This is a genomic window from Desulfobacterales bacterium (genome assembly GCA_034003325.1).
GTDB lineage: Bacteria > Desulfobacterota > Desulfobacteria > Desulfobacterales > JAFDDL01 > JAVEYW01.
In genome coordinates this window covers 346,078-365,697 of the sequence record JAVEYW010000002.1, presented here as the reverse complement: position 1 = coordinate 365,697, position 19,620 = coordinate 346,078, and the positions used below count along the sequence as shown (strand labels likewise).

The window sequence follows — 19,620 nt, the reverse complement described above, 5'->3', positions numbered from 1 at the left end:
CCGCTGAAATACAGGAGCCATATTTCCCCTTTAGTATCCAGGATATTTTTCCCAGATGTACTTGTTTAATTCCTCGTTATTTGAGTACTCGCCAATATTCCAGTTGCGAAAAACATACAGATCTTGGGCCAACTCGGTTATCACCGCCCTTAACTCAAGAGGCTCTAGCCATTCATGCGGAATGGCATTTGCGCCATAAACAGTGCCAAGAAGATCGCCAGTAATCGAACCCGTCGAGTCTGAATCACCATCGTGATTCACCGCCAGAATGATACCATCCCGAAAATCGCGGGCAACGAGAGCACAATAAATCGAGATGGCAAGCGCTTCTTCGGCGATCCATCCCAAGCCGATTTTAGAAATAGCAACTTCATGGGGCATGTCAGCCTTCGAATATTCTTCGGCAAGCTGTATGGCCAACAGCGTTTCTTCATGCTGGCGTTCCTGACGTAATAAGGTTTTAGCCAATGAAAGAGCGTCCGGTAGTGTCGCACCATCTGCCAGCGCTAAGATCAGAATAGCCAGCACCCCACCAGTAAGCGCTCCGGTAGGGTGACCGTGAGTTAGCGCTGCCAGTTCCTTTCCGAGTTGGAAGGTTTCCTGCGGTGAATGGTAGTTTTTCAGGCGCCAGTGAAACAATCCGGCCGGCGCCATCCGCATCACCCCGCCACATCCCTTGCTGTTATTACGGGCTGGTTTATCGGTTTTCGACATCTCCTTAAGAGCTGAAATGCAGGTGTTCCCCGGTGCCCGGCGGTTGTGCAAAGCCTGTTGCTGGATCAGCCATCCCGCTCCTTCACCGCTAATATCGATATATTTAGCAGACCGCTCCCCTTGAGTGTAAAGCCAGCGCTGGTAAGCGTTTTCGGTCATGCCTGTGTACGTCGTAATGCCCTTGTGGCGGCCTCGGACATCACCTCGAATTAAACCTTCTGCGGTAAAAAGCGTCATCTGGGTATCGTCGGTAATGGTGCCCAAGCCTCCGTAAGCCGGTGCGTAGCTGGTAATTCCATCCGGCCCAAAACGACGCAGGATATCCTCTCGTTTCATAAACTCAACAGGGGCGCCCAATGCGTCTCCGACGGCGCCACCCAACATGCACCCAATGGTCCGCGAAAGGTTTGTTGGTTGCCCATTATCTCTATCGAGCCAAGATTTAACATATTTTCGCTGGGCATCCGTTTCGGGGGAGATTCGGTGTTTCTTCGGATCGTCTTTTCGCAAATCGGCTATGGTTTGCAATACATCGCCGGAAGTAGCGAGCCCGTTTTTCAATAAAAAACAGCCTACTACTGTGCCTGTACGACCGATGCCGCCCCAACAATGAACGTAGACGGGTTTCCGGTTTTCGATGCTGATTGTGATAGCATCAAGAATTACCTTCATTTCAGATTCCCCTGGCACATTCTGATCGGCTATGGGAAACCTGAAACAGGACACGGTCACTTTTTTCTTTTCTGCTAACCTTAAGACACTATCTTCATATTCGTTAAAGGGATTTCCACTATGATCGGTTTCATCCGGCTGCATCAAACAAATGATGTGCTGAATTCCGCAATCAATCAGTTTGATAAGCTTATGGTCTGCCTCAATCTGGCTTTGCGCACCTGGAAATTCTCCGGCCATGAATACGCCAGGGATAACCCAGTACGATCTTGGAAATGGAACGGGTAATGTCTCTTTTCTCATATTCTATCCTTATTATCGAAGTGGAATTTCCGATTCAGCATTGGTGTCATTCAAAATGAATAATCATGATTTTGCCGCAGCAGTGCTATGTGAACAGATTTCATTTTTAATAAATGTAGCCTCGAAGGCCTTACAAGACCGATATTGCTGAAGGCGGTTGGCAAAAGTGAAGGCATCGTTCATCTCATAGTGCTGGAAGATATCCAGGCCTCGATCCAGAAGGATCTTCCATCCATGATCGGTCACGATGTGGCGAGCGTGAATAGTCCCGGTTGCGTCAAATTCCCAGGTAAAGTCAATACCAACGGCGCCGCAGGATTCCTTTATCTTCTCGAAATTTTCTTTCTGTTGTGCCCCTTTGAACTCGTCTTCTGTTGTTACCAGGTGAACAGTGACCTCTTCGTCCTTGGGCTTGTTTTTTGCGACTGTTTCAAGGAATTCCATGAAGTTACGCATTTGATAAAACAGGCGGATATAGGGGTCTGTCATGGTAATCCGGCTTGCGCCGCGCAGATATGGGCCAAGCAAGGTGTCAAAAGAGATGCCCCTCTGGTTTTCCTGGAAAGTCAGATGTTGTTCCTTGACGGCAGGTTGGGCATCGGAAGAATCTCCGTGTGGGGAATCTGGAATTTCTTGGGAATCGATGTCGGTATCAGTTGCTCCGGCTTCCTCTTCAGCAACGGTCTTGTGGTAGCAATGGGGATACTCCTCTTCTTCGAGTGTTTTCACCAGCCGGGTTTTTCCCGTGGTATCCAAATAGGCAAATTTCACCCTTGGGTAAGTGGTATCTATTCGCAGCAATTGATCTTTGATGCGCTTTCGGCCTTCAATGGCGAACTTCAGCAGTTCCTCGATCTCCTCCTTGGATGCGCCTCCATCCGGGAAAAGGATCTTCATCAGGCCTGAAAACGTTTTATGGATACCGTCCCGGTCGCGGGTCGAGATATCGGTGGAAAGCGAAAAGTGCTCTTTGTAACGGTCCGAATAATCGTGGTTGCGCAGAGACCGGAGGATCTCCGCAAGGTAATCCACCACAAAACCATAGCCATTGGAAAACATCTCGCCACGGATGATATCCACTTCCCAGCCGGGAATGTAAAAATGAATACGGTCAAGGAATGCGGAGTCATAGAACTTTTCGGGCAGCTCGTCGAACAGATCTGAATGCTTGAGCATGTAAGGCACGGTGTGCCGGGTATTCCCGACAAAAACCATGGATGCCTCCGCGCCGAGGGTTTCAACGCCCCTTGAGAAGGACTTATTGGCCATGTAATTTTTCAGGATATCCACAAGCGCCTTATCCACCTTCTTTTGTTTCCCAGCGAACTCATCGAAGGCGACTGCATCCCAGTAGCCGACAAGGCCGATCTTACCGGAGGCGTTATTTACAAATAGCTTGGGAACGGTTACCTCACCGCCGGAGAGCAGAATGCCGTGGGGTGAAAACTCCGAATAGATATGGGATTTCCCCGTCCCCTTGGGGCCGAGTTCGATCAGGTTGTAGTTGCGCTCGCAGAAGGGGATGAGCCGGATCAGTTGCAAAAGCTTGCTCCGCCGGCCAAACATCTCCGGGTTGAAACCGATGCTCTGGATCAAAAGATCGATCCACTCGTCGGTGTTAAATTGTTTCCTGGCTTCAACATAGCCATCAAAATCAAAGTGAGACAGCTGGATCGGTTTTAGCGTTGATAAAATCCAGGGGGTGGCATTTTTTTCCTCGGTGAACTCGTATTCGATATCGGCGATGCACCAGACGCCGCTGACCAAGAGCTTGGGGTGCGCTTTCACTGTCCCGGAATCTACCAGCACCTTTTTGATACCAAGATTGGAAAACTCCGCCTCGTAAGCATCCGTCTTGTCATTCAACACGACGCTAATCTTGTCAATGACCTTATAGCGCCCCTTTTCCTTAATATTGGAACGGACCAGGCCCGCTTCGTTTCGATGCACATAGTGCTTGCGCAGGATCTCCTTGACGGTCTCGATACCTGTCGCAATTGAAGCCTCGTCGCTGGTCGCGCAATATTGCCCCAGCAGATATTCAAGCACGTAGGAGGGAACAATGGCGTTGCCCTTGACGGTCTTGACGAGATCTTTTCGAACAACAAGGCCTTGAAAGTGTTTGTTTATTTTCTGGTCAAGTTCGTTCATCGCTCGATCATCCTTTAAAAGTCAAAATCGCTGGTAAATGAGCGCCGCATCATATACCGGAGCGACTTATACTCTTTGTAATGAGAGGTCCCGACATGTTTTTCCTCCAGTTTCAGGATCACCTCCTGGCCATTGGCCTCATCCGCCTTGCGGGTCAGGAGAAAACGCACCTGTTGCTCCCTTTCCCTCGGGTTGTTGGATGCCAGGTCAAACGTCAGCTCGTGGCTATCGGAAATCAGATTGCCCGCCTGGGTGAAGATACCCGCCCGGAGGATTCTCGGCTGCACCTTGTCGGTTACCGGTTGCGCCTGGTAGAGCGCGACAGCGAGCTGACCGGAGGTGATCACAGAGCTTGATCCTCGTAAAATATCAACTTCAACTGACGAAATATCGCTCTGCCGCTTTTTGTTGATCTTAAGGACCGGAACCACCACCTCCTGAAGCGATGCGCCCCCGTGGACGAATCGGCTTCCCGAACCCTTCAGTCGCAGCCGGTTAATTGATTTCGGGATCTGCACTTCCACATCGCCGACCAGTCCAAGCTGGGCGGATTGAAACTTGCGAAGGCCCGAAACCTCCTTCAACCCCTTGCCCAACACAAAACGCCGGTCACGGAACAGAATCAGGTCCCCAACGGCATCGCAACCGGAAAAATCGCTCTCCTCGATGGCCCGGTTCTGATAGATGAAACCATGGTCCGAGGTTATGAGCAGGTTGTTGGCGTTGGCTCCGGTGAGTTTTTTAATCAATCGAATCAGATCCTGCAGGGTCTCTTCCACGGCCTCGAATACGCGTTCTTCCGTTTCGCGTTTGCCGCCGATTGCATCAATGTGGTTATGATATACGTAGACCACATCGTGATCCCGAATTAACCCTCTGCAATCCTCTTTATTTAACCCCATTAATTCATCAGCCTTCACCGCGGTGGCCCGTTGGGAAATGGCCTGCGCCAGGATCTTGATGCGATTGGCCGTGCCTTGAGAGCTTTGGCCGTCCGCGAGAACAACTCCAGTTTCGTTGTCGGCCAGAGCCAATTCCCTATGGGGCAATAGCGCCGCTATGCCCAGCTGGGTATAGCTCGGTAACAGGGTCAAGGCGGGTTCCAGATGCGCCTCGAATCGATCCTCCCGGCGAATGAGGCTCAATAACTCGTCGCCGATCTCATAGCGTAAGGCGTCCGAAATGATGACACAGACCTTGTTGTCCTTCTTCAGAAAAGGCTGTACCCAGCGACTGAAAAAGTCCTTTTGCAGCGGGACGGGAGGGGCCTCCCATTTGCCCGTTTCGTCGACGAAAGACTGCCAGTGGTCATTGACCTTCAGCAGATAATTATTTGAATAGAGGTTCTCAATTCGCTCGGATAATGCCCCCATTAGAGAGGCCTGCCCCGACATGCGGACATGGTAAGTGAACTTTCGGTAGAGTTGATCCAATGGGAACCAGAAACGGCTGTAACGCTGAACGCCATCCGCCAGACTGACCATGGTTAATACCGCCTCATCCATGGTCTGCATGAACTGTGCGGCAAAATCAACGGCTTCGTAGAGGTGGCGATACTCTCCGAACCAGTGGCCCTGCCGGCGCGGACGAACCCAAAGCGCTACATCGCCGCTTGATACGGTCCGGGATGCCACGGCCTTAACCAGCTCGCTGATAATTTTCTGATCAATCAGGGGGAAGTAATCCAGCTCGATCAATTCACGGTAATCCCGCTTGGCCAGATCCTGTTCGATGCCGATCACATCGGCACACTCAGCGGAGAGCGTTTCAAAACTCGCTTCAAACGAACGGCTGTCTTTCCAGTGTTTGAGGAACACGAGGGCATCCCCGGTCAGGCGGATCTCGCCATCGGTCCCCATGGCATAGCAGGATTTAAAGAGTTCGATAACAAAATCGCGTATGCCCGGCTCATCGGACTTGTAACCGTAGCAGCGGGTCATCTGCTCCCAGAGAAAACCCTCCAGATTGCAACGGCCGATCAGTTTCATCTTATCGTCCCGCTCATCGGCCAGTTCCGCGAGCAGGTTTTCCACCACGGCATCCATGCGCGGGTCCGTTTTACATCCCGCGCACACCGCCAGCATCTTCAGGCGGATCATGCCGGGGGTATCATCGGGTTTAAGGATCTGCTTAAGTGCATCCTTTCGCTTAGCCGCCTGATAGAACTCCGCATGAGCCTGCACTACATCGGTAAACTCAAGTCCCAGCTCCAACTCGGAGAGCCAGATCGCGGCCTGATCGGTCCGGAATTCACCATGGGCCAACTGAACATCCAGCAGCCAGTTGTCCAAGTCGTCGGGCTGTGGGCCTTCGCGGTAGAGGAGAAACTTCTGCTCCGGTTGCTCCCGCAGAATCCGGTGTTTCACCCCGAACTCATTGTTGGTGAGCTCCACCTTCTCAATCCCGTCCAACGCCAGCGCCTCGAAATCAGCACGCAGTTCCTTTTTGGCGTCATACCAGAAGACGATGCGGTAACGCTCAAATAGCTTGGTCAGTGCCTGGACAATGCGATCATTCATATTCTATTGCCGCCTTCGGTTTCTATTTTCGGGATCTTTCATGGATATCTGTAAATTCAGGGTTAACCTCAACCTGTTAATTTTCATTTATAAGTCCCCTTTTTCACTCATCCACGCCCCCTGCTTCATGGAGCTTTTCAGCAAGAAACCGCTCGATTTCCTCCCGCTTGGGCAGCTCCATCTGGTACTTGGATACAAATAGCCGGTTATCCATACCTGCCAGCGCGAACTCGACCAGAGAGTGCTTCTTGTGGGTGCAAAGCAGGATGCCAATGGGCGGGTTATCGTCCTCAAGCATCATGTTTTTTCTGTACCAGCTTACGTAGGTATTGAGCTGGCCAATGTTTTCATGGCTGAACTCGGCCAGTTTCAACTCCACCAGCACATGGCACTTCAGGATGCGGTGATAGAAAACCAGATCAATAAAATAATGCTCGTCCCCGATCAGGATTCGTTTTTGCCGGGCTTCAAAGCAGAATCCGTGGCCCAGCTCCAAAAGGAATTCTTCAATCTTACTGATAAGCTGGTCTTCGAGATGTGATTCGCTCATCACCTCTCGAGGCGTCAGGCCCAGGAACTCGAATATATACGGGTCGCGCACCGGCAAGGCGGGTGACACCTGCTCCGCGCCTTGCCGGGCAAGTTCCGAAAGCTTCTTTTTATCTATCGAAAGGCCGCAACGTTCATAGTAGAGGCTGTGGATTTGTCGTCTCAATTCACGAACCGACCAGTTGCCCTGGATGCACTCCACCTCATAGAACGTGCGCTTGGTGGCATCTTCCAGGTTGAGCAATTCCACGATATGCGAAAACGATAGGCGCGAAATCAGGGTCTTACCATCGATTCTGAACTGTGGAGACGTCTCCACAATCGTTGGGGCAGCGGCATCGGATGAAGAATCGGCACCAGCCAAACATACCTGCCCTATCAGAGGCTGCAATTGTGGAGTCACTATCTCCACAATCTGCGGGTAAGTCAGATACAACTGGCGATAGCGGTAAATTTCCCGCCGATCACAACGCGATACGCCAAGCTGGGTCAGACTATCGGCGAGCATGTCCATCAACTTGTCGCCGTATTCGGTACGATCAACGCCCCGGCGCTCATACTCCTCAACGTGGAACCCAATCATCCAGTTGCGAAGGGTGAGGCTGGTATTGACAGCCCGGCTTACCTGGGCTGCCAACTTGTCATGGACTTGACGGATGACACCGACCAGTTGTCCGAAGTCCAATGCAGGTTGCGTGGTGTTCTTGTCACTCATATCCGGTTCACTCCTCACCTTTCGCATCCAGACCCGGAATCTTCTTTAAGGCCGCGCCGAATTTCTGGTAATTCACCTTCACCCCGTCGTCAAGCTCAATTGCCACTTGCTGGGTAGCAAGCGGATAGAGCACCTCGCGTTCATAGGCGCTCAGCTCGTTTATCATCTTTTTTAAGGTTTCGATCTCTTTTAGCGCCTTGGTTTTTTCTCCCAAGGAGGCACCGGCGCTGATACTCACCGCCTCAAGATGATCCTTTCGGGCGATCAGTTTAGCGCGGAACTCGCGCAGATAATCATTGAGCACCACGCTCACCGTATCCGGGCGATAGCGGTGCATGTAGATGAGAGCATTGAAACTGCCCTTTGGGCTTGAAAACAGCCAGTAAATGGGCCGCTTTTTGTACCGGCGAACATGGTCGTTATAAAAATCTTTAAGAAAATACTTGCGGATGTCTTTACCCAGGGCCTTTTCGAGGAACTTGAGGTTCTCCTCATAGTGCTCCTCGCCAAAAGTGACGCGCAGGAATTTGCGGAAGCGCTCGGCGATGTCGTCGGTGAACCAGTCGCCGTCGAGCATGGGGATGACGTTGTTGGCATCCGCCGGGAAGATCGGTTCGGGGATTTGCTTCAGATAATCCTCAATGGTTTCGCCCTGGTTGGCAAGAATTAGCCCCAGTTTATCCAGCGAATAGCGGCCGAACATGCAGCCCACGGCGTAGGAGATAAACTCCTTCATGGTGTCGGCCAGGAGCAAGGTTTCCAGCTCGTCTTCGCTCTTGTTGTTACCGTAGCGGTAGTGGGGATTGCAGGTCAGGGTGATTTCACTTAGAGGGACGTCGGGTGTTAGCTCATCTTGCAGGCCATAGGCCTCAATAAAGATGCGGTTGTTCTCTTTTTCGAGACGTTGCATTTCAAGTGCCATTTCCTGCCAGTGGGCGCGGAGCTTCTGGTAAGTGGTGTTCAAAGTTGGTTGCCAATAATCGGGTCGAAGTAGCGGCAGGTCATTAAAATCCCAAGAGGTTTCGTAGGAATCCCAATCCACTTGCCCAGAACGAACCAAAGCTATGGTGTTTGCATTAATTTTTGACAGACTGGACGAGTTGATAGAGAGCAACGGCAATCTGCCGAGATTAGTAATTCTGAAGTCAAGGGTTGGACTTATCGCAGCCAAGAGATGAGCAACAATTTTCCCATTCAAAAAAGCGAGCGTTTGATTTTTTCGGTCGGAACTTGTGAATACTGATGGCGCAGTTGAGTCATATGTTGAGCCCGCTTTATGGTAACGCAATGAAAATTTTCCTGAGCTAATACGACTCCAAGACAATGCCTCTCTAAAAAAATATGCTTTGCCACGAACTGGTGCGCCATTATAGTCAAGTGGCAACGCATGAAACACATGAATGTCTGTACCGTTATCCTTCCAATTAAGAAAATACTCCATATTCCCAGCCCATTTTCTATAGCCCCCCCCTTTTCTATGCGGAAACCATTTATAAGAACTGTTGCCTTGATCATATTCAAGTTGCGTATGAGATTGACCAACCTCATACCACAGTCTCAAGAAACGGTCATTGTCTCCAGTTGTTATACCTTCACGTATAGTTCCAGAATCTGAAAGGTATTCCTTTGCTTTAGTGAAGCTATTCAACAACTTTTCGCTCAGCCAATAAGAGATAGGACTGCCGGGTATTTTCTTGAAGTTGGTGCCGGAAGATCGGTAAAACCAGCCACAATTTTGATTATTAATGGCTTCGAGCGTTTTTGGGCCTTGGTATTCTGACCCACGAAAATCGGAAAGGCGTACATACCCTCCCTTAAAATCGGGATGATGTGTGTTCTCCACAGTGAAAGTGCAAATTGGCACCGTTGCTCCATCAAAGCCGGAGTATTCGAGCTGGACAAGTGAAGTGATCGTTTTCTGATTAATGAGGAAATTGCGTAGCCTTTCGAAAGATGAAATAAACATCCATACAAATGGCGACATGAAACCCAATTGGCCTTTCGGCAAAGCAAGCTCAGTATTTCGAACCATAAAGGCCGAAAACAAATCAGACTTCACATCTGGATAGTTATCTTTAAGCCAAGCACCCAGACGCCCATTCATCCCCTTGCCCCCCATATACGGCGGATTAGCAATCACCACATGATACTGGGGGCTGAAATAGTCGGCCTGCCGCAAGACCTTCAATACCTTCAGATGGGTCTTGCTCAGAAAAATTTGTCCAGAGACATTCTTCTCTTTCAGCGTTTTTAATATCCACGCCACATCGCTTACCTTAGGGCGAATCAGAGACCCGAAGTTATCCGCCTCTTCAAACTGCCGCAGGGTGGTTTGCAAAGGCGCGGTAAAAAGATCCCGCCCGACAAAATCCATGTAACTCTTTAGCTCGCCCTCATTGAACCGGATATTTTCCAGCACGCAGATATTGGGGACCACCTTCTTTCTGAAAAAGCGGCGATGTTTGGCGCGGGCCTTCATGGTCAGGGCAAAGGCAGCCAGTTCCCCGGCGCGTTCATCGATCTCGATGCCGTAGAGGTTGTGGGTGAGGATCTTTTCCGGGATCTCCGCAGGTTCATAGCCTTCTTCCTCATAAATGGCATGGAGCAGGTCGAAGGCATAAGTCAGCATGTGCCCGGAGCCGCAGGCCGGATCGCAGATCTTCAGTTCTTCCGGCTTGCTGATGCGCAGGAAATCGGTTTCCGCCTCTTCGGGCTTGATGTAGTAGTCCATCCGTTCAATCAATCTCGAATCGGGACGGTTCAGCATCCAGAGACGACCGAGGGAATTTTCAACCAGATACCGCACGATCCAGTGCGGGGTGAAGAGCTGTGTCGCTGCCGGAATATTTTCGGGGGTGATTTTCTTGTTTTTCTTCAGGCCGTCAAAGACCTCGTCCTTCTTCTCGCTGATATAAAACTGGTAGAGCCATCCGATGACCTCCACGTCCTGGCAGGCATTAGGCGTCATCGCCTCGCGGGTGTAGGCCAGGATAGAGTTTCCCGAAAGCAGATCATCGGGCATCAGCAGTTCGGTGTAATCGGCAATCCGCTCAAACAGATAGGGCATGGCATCGTGGTAGTCGTTACAAACGGCAACCACGAGGAGTCGGTAAGCCTCAGTCTGCGGATCATTACTGGGAACCTTGCCATCCAGCAATGCAAAAACCTTCTGCCGGGTTTTCTCGGGTACCATGCTCTCGTCGATATGGCCCATCTTGGCCTCGGCCAAAATCTCAGGCTGAAACTGCCCTTCTGCAGGCGACACCACACCAATCCGGGTATAACGGTTCACATCCATGAAACGCAGCGCGCAGAAACGATTAAACCAGGTATAGGCGACCTTTTCGATCACTTGGCTTTCGCCAGTTTCCCCGATCTGCTCTTCAAGCTTTTTAACGGCTGGGGCATTCTCGCGCCGGGCCGCGCTGTCCTCGGCCAATACCAGCTTCAGCTTGGCGGAAACCTGCTCTATTAAGTTTCGGCGCGCATACTGTGCAAATTTTTTCAGCTTCGAAGTTTCCATCCATCTTCCTTTGTCGCCGGTGATTTCCCCAACCTATTATTAAGCATTTTACTTTGTAGTTTCTATTTGTTACATTGATATTTGCCGCTTTGCTTACCAACTTGACCATTTTCCCGGCGCAGGAAGATGGTCACTCTATTCAGCGTCGTATTTATATTTGTCTCTCGAATTTTTTTTCATGGAAGCATTCGAGATATGAGCCTCCTATGAGCCTCCTATGAGCCTCCTATGAGCCGGCTCATAAGCTATGAGCCTGACGCATAACTTATGATTTGCGCACATAGTGAGTCCACCTGCGCTCGCCATGCTTTTCTATATTCCCTTTAAAAATAAGCCGTTTTAAAAGCTTCGCGGCCTGATCCTTGGTTAATCGACAAAGCTCAATCACATCCGCTCGTTTAATGGAACCATGCGCGTCAATGTAGTTCAAAACCATCTGTTCCTGCTGAATGGGATCAAACCCAGCCTGACGGACATATGCCGCTTTCTGCCCGGATTGCTGGTAAACCTTGACGCTCAGCGTGTATGTGCGGCCACGACCGACACCGTGGGCCTCAACCAGCCCCGCTTCCACCAGTTTTTCAAGGACCCGCCTGGTGGCTTGATCCGATTTTTGGATTTCCGGCGTGAGTTCTGCTATGGAAAGGCGGCGTTCATTCCGTAGACGGGAAAGCAGAATCAAGCTGTCAATAGGCAGGGCGGATCCTGTCCGGCTTTCCTGGTTCAGGATCATTTCCAAAAATTTGAAGTCAGGGTCTACATCGGACAGGGACAGCACTACAGAGGTGGCATCGGACATGCCATAGTCCGGCGCCGGGCGTCCGTATCGAAGCATTCCTTCATAAATACGGTCGATCCCGCGGCCTGTCCTTTCCGCCAAGCCGATGCGCTTTACAATATCCGCAAGTAGTGGATTTCGTGCACGTGGAGGAACAACCAGCAGGTTTTGCAAGGTGACACCTTCAACAAAGCCTCCGGGATTGGAAAGGGTGATGCCATCGTCATCCAAACGGACATGGACAGCGCCTAATCTGGAATAATCCCGATGAACTAGCGCGTTGACAAACGCTTCCCGGAAGGCGCGGCGATCAAAATTGGGAACCGCAACCCTGAAAAGCCCCATTTGAATCTCTTGCTCAGTAACACGTACCCTAAAAAGCTGCTCTACCGCCTCGAAAGTTTGTAACAGCGGTTTTCTGAAAAACTCATTGACCCTGACATCCGTACCCTCAAGGACTTGGAAGGCAACTTCATATGCCGGCAAGTATTGCCGCAGATGTTCTTCGCGCCCAAGCAGCAGCAACCCGGCCAAAGTCGGGCACAGTGATCCACCGGAAATCCTGGTCAACCCGAGAGCCCCATCCAACTCATTGTCCGCAAGCGGCAACAAGGATTGATCGCCCCCGAATTTTCGAATAGCTTCGCGTATTCGGTGCCTTTCCAGGGGGTTTAATTCATCGATGGGTAATTCCTGGATGGGCATCGCGGAAGGGTCGGTCAATCCCATTGAAGATTGTCTTTGAATAAATTCATGCGGGTAAAAAGGTACGGCTTCGGGGTTGCCGTTTGCCATTAATCGCCTTCGCTGAATCAATCCATCAGAGGTAGAAACCAGTTGTCTGGATTTGGGAACACGGAGGAGAACGACTGGTATATCTTGAACTTTAATTTGTTCTATCCCGACGGAAAGCGGTGGATTGGTGCGGTTCGCAATTAGGGCGGCCATCCCAAGCGTATCCCGGTGGGATGCATGAAGCCCTGTGATGGCCCCATCGTCTTCCACGCCCAAAATAAGGACGCCGCATTCCGTGTTTGTCAGAGCGACGATGGCAGCGACCAGGTCGCTGTCAGACAGCTTTTTCCGGTCACTTTTAAATTCAATGGTCAGGTTTTCACCTTGCCGAATCAGATCAAGGACTTCCTGTTCACTTACGTTCATGTGTAACTCCTAACCCCGGCGCCGGGATAAGTGCCTTATGGATTATTTTCTTTTTAAAATAACAAGAAAATAATCCATAAGGCACTAAATCTGTATCCGCTTCCCTTTCCGGATCTCAGCCAAAAGCGCCTCCCGCATGGCCTTGAGGTACCGGTCCACATCCGAATCATCAGCAAGCCAGGCTTTATCAAAGGAAAACCTGAGATTTCGGCCTGACACGTATTCAACAGGGGCTTCCGGTTCAATCGGTGTTACTGCCGTTTCCTTTCCTGAAGCTTGCGCCGGTTCGCTTCCCCCCGAAGGGGTTTGCTTTGGTGTGGGTTTTGCCCAGGAAGCCATTTGGGAAAGCAGCCGTTGGTAGTCGGATTCTTCAAAGCGCCGCAGGTTATCGCGAATCACGGCGATCAGTTTTTGTTGTTCAATCGACTGAGAAAACTCGATGAATGACCGAGTGATTTGCTCCTGCTGGCTTGGCTTTAGCGCGGCAAATTCGGCCATATCACAAAGACGGTCCTTGAGTGCCGCAACGGTATCTAAAGCTTTTTTGATCTCTGCCGCGATCCGTGCCGTCACCTTTTCTTGCAGCGTGTCCACCAGGGTTTTCACCTGCTGCATGCCATTACCCTTAAAACATTCGGGATCAGCCAAAGCCTGAAGCAAGGTATCAGGCGTAAAACCGTAGGGTGAGCCCTCTTTCACTTCGAGCTTCCCACTTCCCCTTTCTCTGATGTAGTCAAAATTCGGCTCCTGCTCCTGCACAAATTTACGGGCAGCGTCGAAAATACCCTTTTGCGGCCCGTTCATGAACTTTCGAACCGGGTCAATGACCTTTTCCTTCAGCGCAATCAGGGCATTATCCTCACACAGCAGCCCGGTCAGATACCAAGCGTAGGGTTTGCCGGCGAGTCCTTTCAGCTTCTCAAGAACCGGGGTCAGCACATTCAGGAAAGGATACTGCGCCGACTGCGCCGCCAGGGGGTTTAGGTCCTGTATCATGTCCTTCAAGGCAGCACCGGTCTCCTTGGCAAGTGCCTTTGCTTCAGTGGCACGGGGCGGGCTATCGAAAAAATCCTCATAGAACTCCTTGAGGCTGCGAACCTGGGATGGGGTAAAATCGACCTGTGGTTCCAGCACAACATTGCCATGGCTGTGCGTGTTGCGAAGCGCGCGTTCGAGGTCGTCTTCCTCAAGGATTGTTCCGTCAGTCCGAACCTCTACCTTGCCCCGGGCGCAAAGATGAGCAAGTGTGCAGAGAACGGCCGCATAAGGCCAGCCATAAGGCTTGCGCTCAAACTTTTCCAGCAGGCTCTTCAGGGTCGTGCGCACGCCGCCGCGGATGTTGCTCTGGATGAAAGCAAGCAATTCCTGCTCTGATTCGGCCAGTGATGTCACATCATTACCGAACAGCCCCTCCTTGGACTGTTTGAGGCATTTAACGACATCGTTTTCGGTGTAGGCAATTCCGCGCAGCATGCGCAGGTTCGGATAAGCGCGTATAATAAGTTGTTGAAACCCCTTGGTGATTCGGGCCTGGGGATCTTCTCCACCGATCTCGACCTCATTGCCCGCCACAAAAAGTTTGGCTTTGCCAAGAAGCATCTGGATAAGCTGCTTCAACTCCGCATAGCGATCCGCGTTCTGGAAGCCCTTATCGGTCAGGATACGTTTGACCCCTTCCTGCTGAGTGATGGAAATGTTCTGCTTGATGTATTTTTCAGTTCGCTTGTACATCAGAATATCGCGCACCAGTCGATCATTCGGCGGCATCACGACCAGCAGCTCTTCCCGGTTGAACGAGTGACTTCGCAAGGTTTGCTCATTTCCCGCAAATTCGTGAAAAGGGGTTATCGCATTGATCGAAAGCTCATATTCCCGACCGTGAAGGCGGTCATCGAGTTTCCTGGAATAGGGGTAGTCCTGCCCTTTCTCGTCGTAGCGAATCTTTCGGTTCTTGATGACATAATCAAAAATGATCTTTTCAAGCTCTGCGGCGATCTCGGTGGATTCAACTTCGGTGTTTTTGATCTCCTGCTCGACATCCTTTTCCTCGTCGGTGAGATACGCGTAGAGGTCTCCATGGCGTTGAATGTAGGTCTGAAGTTCCAGCAGGTTGAGCGCCTCTTCAACCTGCCGGCGCAGTTGGGGCAGATCCTGCTTGAAGTGATCCAGCATCAGCACGCACAGGTTGCGGACTGTCGGCTTAAATTCCTTGACGTACTTGACGAGAAAAAGCGTTTTCAGCAGCCGAATGGCAAATGGGTTGTCGAGCTGCTTTTCGGATTGCAGGATGGAGCGCTGAATATTGGATTTCAGAACCGTTCGAATCCCTTCAAACATCAGGTCAAAGGTTGCAAGCTGTCCGATTTGATGATCTCCGATTTGAATGGCCACCTGCTGGAATACGCCCAGCATGGAGCGCTCACCGACCGAGCTGTGTTTTCCTTCAAAGGCATTATGTTGGGATAAGTTCTGAATTGCGGACTGGAACAGCACGAACTGGTAAGGGATAAAGGGATAGCTGTGAATGAAATGGTCCCGGTCCTGGAAATTGCGGTAGATCGGCGAGCCGTCCGCAAAGTCAAAGAGGGTTTTGAAGTTGTTCACCTCCGCATGATAAACGTCTGACAGCAGTCGAACCCCCTCATCGTTTTTCAATAACAGGCGCCTTTGAATCACTTCGGCCACATCGGCGCTGGTAAGTTTCATCCGGTTGGCAAAACGGGCCTGAATCTTGGAAAAATCGTTACCCTGCTGGTTACTCATTTCACCGACAACCGAATTCATGTCCTCCTGAGCGGTCACCATGATCCAGGCTCGGCCCCGGCACTTGGTGGCAAGGCTTTCGGCGATGGTTTGAAGGTTCGTCATCAGCTTCACGTTTCCGGCGATGTACTGTCCGACCTCGTCAACAAAGAAGTTCAGCCGGAACTCGGGAGATTGCCGGTCCACATAGGCCTTTATTTGATCGGCGAAGTCCTCGATCGAGACCCGATACTGGCTTCTGTATTTATCGAGAATCCCCATTGCCGAGGTATCCTCGCCGCCGGTGGCCCGGGCATAGGCCTTGGCGATATTCTGTGACTCCAGCAATGCCTGTTCGCGCCCTTTTTCCCAGCTTTTCCCGGCAAGAGTTTGATAAGCCGATTTGAACGCCTCATAATGCCCCCGGCTGTCGAGATCGCGCTCAAATTGAGCAATATGACCCTGCTTGCCGTAGTAGCCACACATTTCGTCGAACACCTTGACGAATACGGCAAGGAGCGCATCGATCTGGGTTTTGCTGATAACATCCGCCTTCTGGTCGATGTTGAACAGGATACTTTTTGAGGGAATCGCAACGGCCCGCTTGAGATCCCCTCGGAGAATCTCGTTATCGCCGCACTTGGGAAGAAACAAATCGAGAGCGGAAACGCCGTCGATCCGCCGGTTCTCCAGAAGCAGTGCCAGCATCTTCAACAGATGAGATTTCCCGGACCCGAAGAAGCCGGAAACCCAAACCCCGTTGGCCCCCTCGTAGGTGTTGTAAGCATCCAGGAATGACTCCAAGCGCTTTTCCACCTCATTGGTCAGCACATACTCTTCGGTTTCAAGGAGAAGGCTTTCTTCATCGTCGGCTTTGATGACCCCTTCAATCGGTCGGTCAACAGGCTTATTAAAAATAGTTTTCAGCGTCATCGTGTTTCCTTCGTTTAGGCTTCGCAGTGAAAGATGTTGAACGCCCGGTAGTATTTATCGTCATGCAATCTTCCAAAAAGATCGAGCGATGCGCCCGATTCCAGGGAGTGGGTATAGGCCCCCGGAAAGAACATGACGGTCGGTTTTTCTTTTGCCGTGCTTTGCAGGTTGTTCAGCACATTGTGAGATCGGATATAGGGAAAAACCGCACCGACGCCGGCCAGAAACAGCACGTCAAATTCATTGTTCGCAAGCTTGGCGGCGATGGCGGGGACCAAATGGGCTTCGGGATCTAACACCCCTTGGAGTAACTCCCTGAGCTGTTCCTTGGACACCGAGTTTTCTATATCGAGGATTTGTTCCCAGAGGTCCCGTCCTTTAAGAATCTCGATGGAAAGATCATAGAGGTTAATTTCGAGCACGCGGACACCCGCATGCGAAAGACTGTTGACAAGCTGCCGTTGCAGCCGTTCCATCTCGACGCACTCTTCCGGTCTGAAAGGGCAAATGAAGAAAGGAACTTCGTTCCCGAGACCTTGCTTCTGAAGAAACCGTTTTCCGGAGATCACATCAAACAGATGCTGAAATCTTTCTTGCATGGATTTCTTCTCGATACCCGAAATCATCGCGCCCTCCCTATTAAATCGGACTCAAAAGCAGGAAAAAACAGAACAGCCTCACGACTATTGTGCGAAATGGCTTCCAAGAGCCGGGGGCTCAACATGGCGGCATTGATGGTATAATCGTTGGTCAGAAGTTCGGCTTCTCGCAGAATTTTGAACAACACCTGACGGAGCTTATTTCGAGTCGCCGGCTTAATTATATCAAGCTCGGGATGCCACTCTGATTTCCGGTTAAAGAAGGAATCAAAGTCTTCATAGTGAAGATCGGTCTTGAGACTGATGTAACGTTCCCGAATAATCTCTACGGCAAACTCGGCAATGAATTTGTAACGACGGCAAACCGCGATCCACAAAAGACAGCCTTGCTCCTGACCGCTACCGTGAACCAGTAAGTCAATCTCACGGGGGTCGAGTGTTTTTAGCCTGGAGATGATTTCCCGACAGAATCGTTTTGAGGTGCTCAGCGTTCTCGTTTGCAACAGGTTTTCGGAAAGAACCTTTTCTCTAATCGCATTCCAGTCACTTTGCTCAAGAAAGAGCGCCGCCAACTTTATCGACTCGCGGAGAAAAAGACCGCCCGTTGTAAGTGACATGATGTATCTTTCATTCTTCATTTCAGGCCTTGATTCCCTTTTCCGTGCATAGCCGCGCCGCCGGCCTTCACCCATTTGTCAACTTCGTCTTTTTTGAACTTCCAGAGACGGCCCATGCGGTGGGAAGGCATGCCATGCCTGTCAATCCACTTGTAAACGGTATCGTTGCTAACCCCGAGGTATTTGCATATCTCGCTAATCGATAACCAACGATCTTCCATCTCGGCCATTTTATAAGCTCCTCGTGGGCGATTGGGTTACGCCATACGCTTGTCAAAAACGAATTTGTTTAGGAAACAGGCAAGGGTTTCCCTGTGTGGGCCAACTCGAATGGGAAAGATAAATGAATTGGCAACCGCATGTCAAACGATCTTTGCCGATTTATGCCGATCTTTTATTAAGGGAGCTTACTATCACACGCCAGAGACGAGCTGTTTGCCTGTTTCAAACAAGCTACGCAGTAGCGCCACAGAGAAACAGCAGCGCCTTGGGCTATATAGCCGCTACCTTTTGCACCCAACGGTATATGCTGTACCCGCAGAGGGCAGAAGCCCTCCATTCGGTCGAGGGCAGGCGGTGGGTCGGTGATTGAAAATGGTCACGCTAGAAATCTTTTCAAACCCAAAGGATATTCCCACATCCTAAAACCTTGGATACGTCTGTAATATCCAATTGTTGAATAAATGTGGCATTAAGATTTTTTTGGACACTGCCCCTATATGCAGAGGGTCCGGTCCGGCAGGTTCCGGGTTCATTTTCTGAGGCGGTTTGCCTGCCGGGGAGTGGTTTTCTGGTAGGTGGTAAACAGCGCTGTTTATACCCTTCCTCGGGAAGGGGGGCACTGACCAAGCAGGGGTGATATTATTCCAGCGCCGCCAACGCTGCTTCATGCGATATCCGCAACGATCCATCAATATATTTTGCATCTCGCCATCGCGCCGGGTTCCGGTTCTTCAACCAAAAGATTTGGGCGGTAACGTCGGGTACCATTTGTTTTCGAACCAGCTTGGTAATAACCATTTTTCCGGTTTTGTCTGATTCCAGGGTGGTTTCCGTGAATTGGTAGCCATTTGCCCGTTTTAGTAACGCCTTTTCAACCACCTCGGAATCATATTTATCGCGGCCTCTTTTTATGGCGCTCAGAAATTCAGAATTTTCTCTTGCCCAAGTCTGGACGGCGGTTCTGCAAACCCCGAATAATCTCGCCAAATGCCTATCGGTCGCGCCCATCTCTTAACACGCGACATAGGCTTGGTTGATGTATTCAGGTTTGAATGTGTCATTCCGGCAAGCGTGCTTAACTTCGAAGGGCGAAATGGGGTGGGTAAAGAGCCATCCAACACCAGAAGGAGGATGGCCAATGGACGAATTAAAAAGTTCTTCAAAGGAGTGTTTAGGTTGTCGCTCCACTGTATCAAGATTTATGATTTTAGCTCCATTAATTGGGTGTCGTGGATGAAGATGTCCATCCCTAAAAAAACAGAAAAGCTCAAAGGGCTTGAGCCCCTCGTTTAATAATTCCCAGCAGGCTATCCATTTAGTATGGCTCTCTTCCGGTCGCGCTCCAGATAAAACAAGCTTATTTAAGGCATAGGGGTCTTTGGTATGATCTGTGGCATGGACTTGGACTATCCTCCGTTCGAT

General features: G+C 50.6%; 11 protein-coding genes. All 11 read right to left on the bottom strand.

Annotation, left to right across the window (positions count from 1 at the left end):
• Positions 1-30 precede the first annotated feature (30 nt).
• Positions 31-1,689, bottom strand: a complete 1,659-nt coding sequence (locus tag RBT11_03605) for an ADP-ribosylglycohydrolase family protein (protein ID MDX9785840.1) — start codon at positions 1,687-1,689, stop codon at positions 31-33.
• Between the two features lie 63 nt (positions 1,690-1,752).
• Entirely contained in the window at positions 1,753-3,840 is a 2,088-nt protein-coding gene (gene brxL / locus RBT11_03600; GenBank protein MDX9785839.1) for a BREX system Lon protease-like protein BrxL, read from the bottom strand.
• A gap of 14 nt (positions 3,841-3,854) precedes the next feature.
• Positions 3,855-6,359, bottom strand: coding sequence for a BREX-1 system phosphatase PglZ type A (pglZ, locus tag RBT11_03595; protein MDX9785838.1), 2,505 nt, complete (start codon positions 6,357-6,359; stop codon positions 3,855-3,857).
• Positions 6,360-6,462: 103 nt separating this feature from the next.
• Entirely contained in the window at positions 6,463-7,623 is a 1,161-nt protein-coding gene (locus tag RBT11_03590; GenBank protein ID MDX9785837.1) for a PDDEXK nuclease domain-containing protein, read from the bottom strand.
• A 7-nt stretch (positions 7,624-7,630) separates the two neighbouring features.
• Complete coding sequence (pglX, locus tag RBT11_03585) at positions 7,631-11,146, bottom strand: BREX-1 system adenine-specific DNA-methyltransferase PglX (protein ID MDX9785836.1); 3,516 nt, start codon at positions 11,144-11,146, stop codon at positions 7,631-7,633.
• Positions 11,147-11,411: 265 nt separating this feature from the next.
• Positions 11,412-13,085 carry a crosslink repair DNA glycosylase YcaQ family protein gene (locus tag RBT11_03580; GenBank protein MDX9785835.1) on the bottom strand — a complete coding sequence of 558 codons (1,674 nt, stop codon included), beginning with the start codon at positions 13,083-13,085 and terminating at the stop codon, positions 11,412-11,414.
• Between the two features lie 84 nt (positions 13,086-13,169).
• Positions 13,170-16,760, bottom strand: coding sequence for a BREX system P-loop protein BrxC (brxC, locus tag RBT11_03575; GenBank protein MDX9785834.1), 3,591 nt, complete (start codon positions 16,758-16,760; stop codon positions 13,170-13,172).
• A gap of 14 nt (positions 16,761-16,774) precedes the next feature.
• Positions 16,775-17,359: a DUF1788 domain-containing protein gene (locus RBT11_03570; protein MDX9785833.1), complete on the bottom strand. Its 585-nt coding sequence runs from the start codon at positions 17,357-17,359 to the stop codon at positions 16,775-16,777.
• A gap of 23 nt (positions 17,360-17,382) precedes the next feature.
• Complete coding sequence (locus RBT11_03565; protein MDX9785832.1) at positions 17,383-17,976, bottom strand: DUF1819 family protein; 594 nt, start codon at positions 17,974-17,976, stop codon at positions 17,383-17,385.
• A 17-nt stretch (positions 17,977-17,993) separates the two neighbouring features.
• The gene (locus RBT11_03560; GenBank protein MDX9785831.1) at positions 17,994-18,197 is read right to left on the bottom strand and encodes a helix-turn-helix domain-containing protein; all 204 of its coding nucleotides are present in this window, start codon (positions 18,195-18,197) and stop codon (positions 17,994-17,996) included.
• A 640-nt stretch (positions 18,198-18,837) separates the two neighbouring features.
• Complete coding sequence (locus tag RBT11_03555) at positions 18,838-19,185, bottom strand: hypothetical protein (GenBank protein ID MDX9785830.1); 348 nt, start codon at positions 19,183-19,185, stop codon at positions 18,838-18,840.
• Positions 19,186-19,620 lie beyond the last annotated feature (435 nt).

Coding starts and splice junctions, on each gene's coding strand:
- RBT11_03605 (MDX9785840.1), bottom strand. CDS start 1,689: ATGAGAAAAGAGACATTACCCGTTCCATTTCCAAGATCGTACTGGGTT.
- brxL (MDX9785839.1), bottom strand. CDS start 3,840: ATGAACGAACTTGACCAGAAAATAAACAAACACTTTCAAGGCCTTGTT.
- pglZ (MDX9785838.1), bottom strand. CDS start 6,359: ATGAATGATCGCATTGTCCAGGCACTGACCAAGCTATTTGAGCGTTAC.
- RBT11_03590 (MDX9785837.1), bottom strand. CDS start 7,623: ATGAGTGACAAGAACACCACGCAACCTGCATTGGACTTCGGACAACTG.
- pglX (MDX9785836.1), bottom strand. CDS start 11,146: ATGGAAACTTCGAAGCTGAAAAAATTTGCACAGTATGCGCGCCGAAAC.
- RBT11_03580 (MDX9785835.1), bottom strand. CDS start 13,085: ATGAACGTAAGTGAACAGGAAGTCCTTGATCTGATTCGGCAAGGTGAA.
- brxC (MDX9785834.1), bottom strand. CDS start 16,760: ATGACGCTGAAAACTATTTTTAATAAGCCTGTTGACCGACCGATTGAA.
- RBT11_03570 (MDX9785833.1), bottom strand. CDS start 17,359: ATGCAAGAAAGATTTCAGCATCTGTTTGATGTGATCTCCGGAAAACGG.
- RBT11_03565 (MDX9785832.1), bottom strand. CDS start 17,976: ATGTCACTTACAACGGGCGGTCTTTTTCTCCGCGAGTCGATAAAGTTG.
- RBT11_03560 (MDX9785831.1), bottom strand. CDS start 18,197: ATGGAAGATCGTTGGTTATCGATTAGCGAGATATGCAAATACCTCGGG.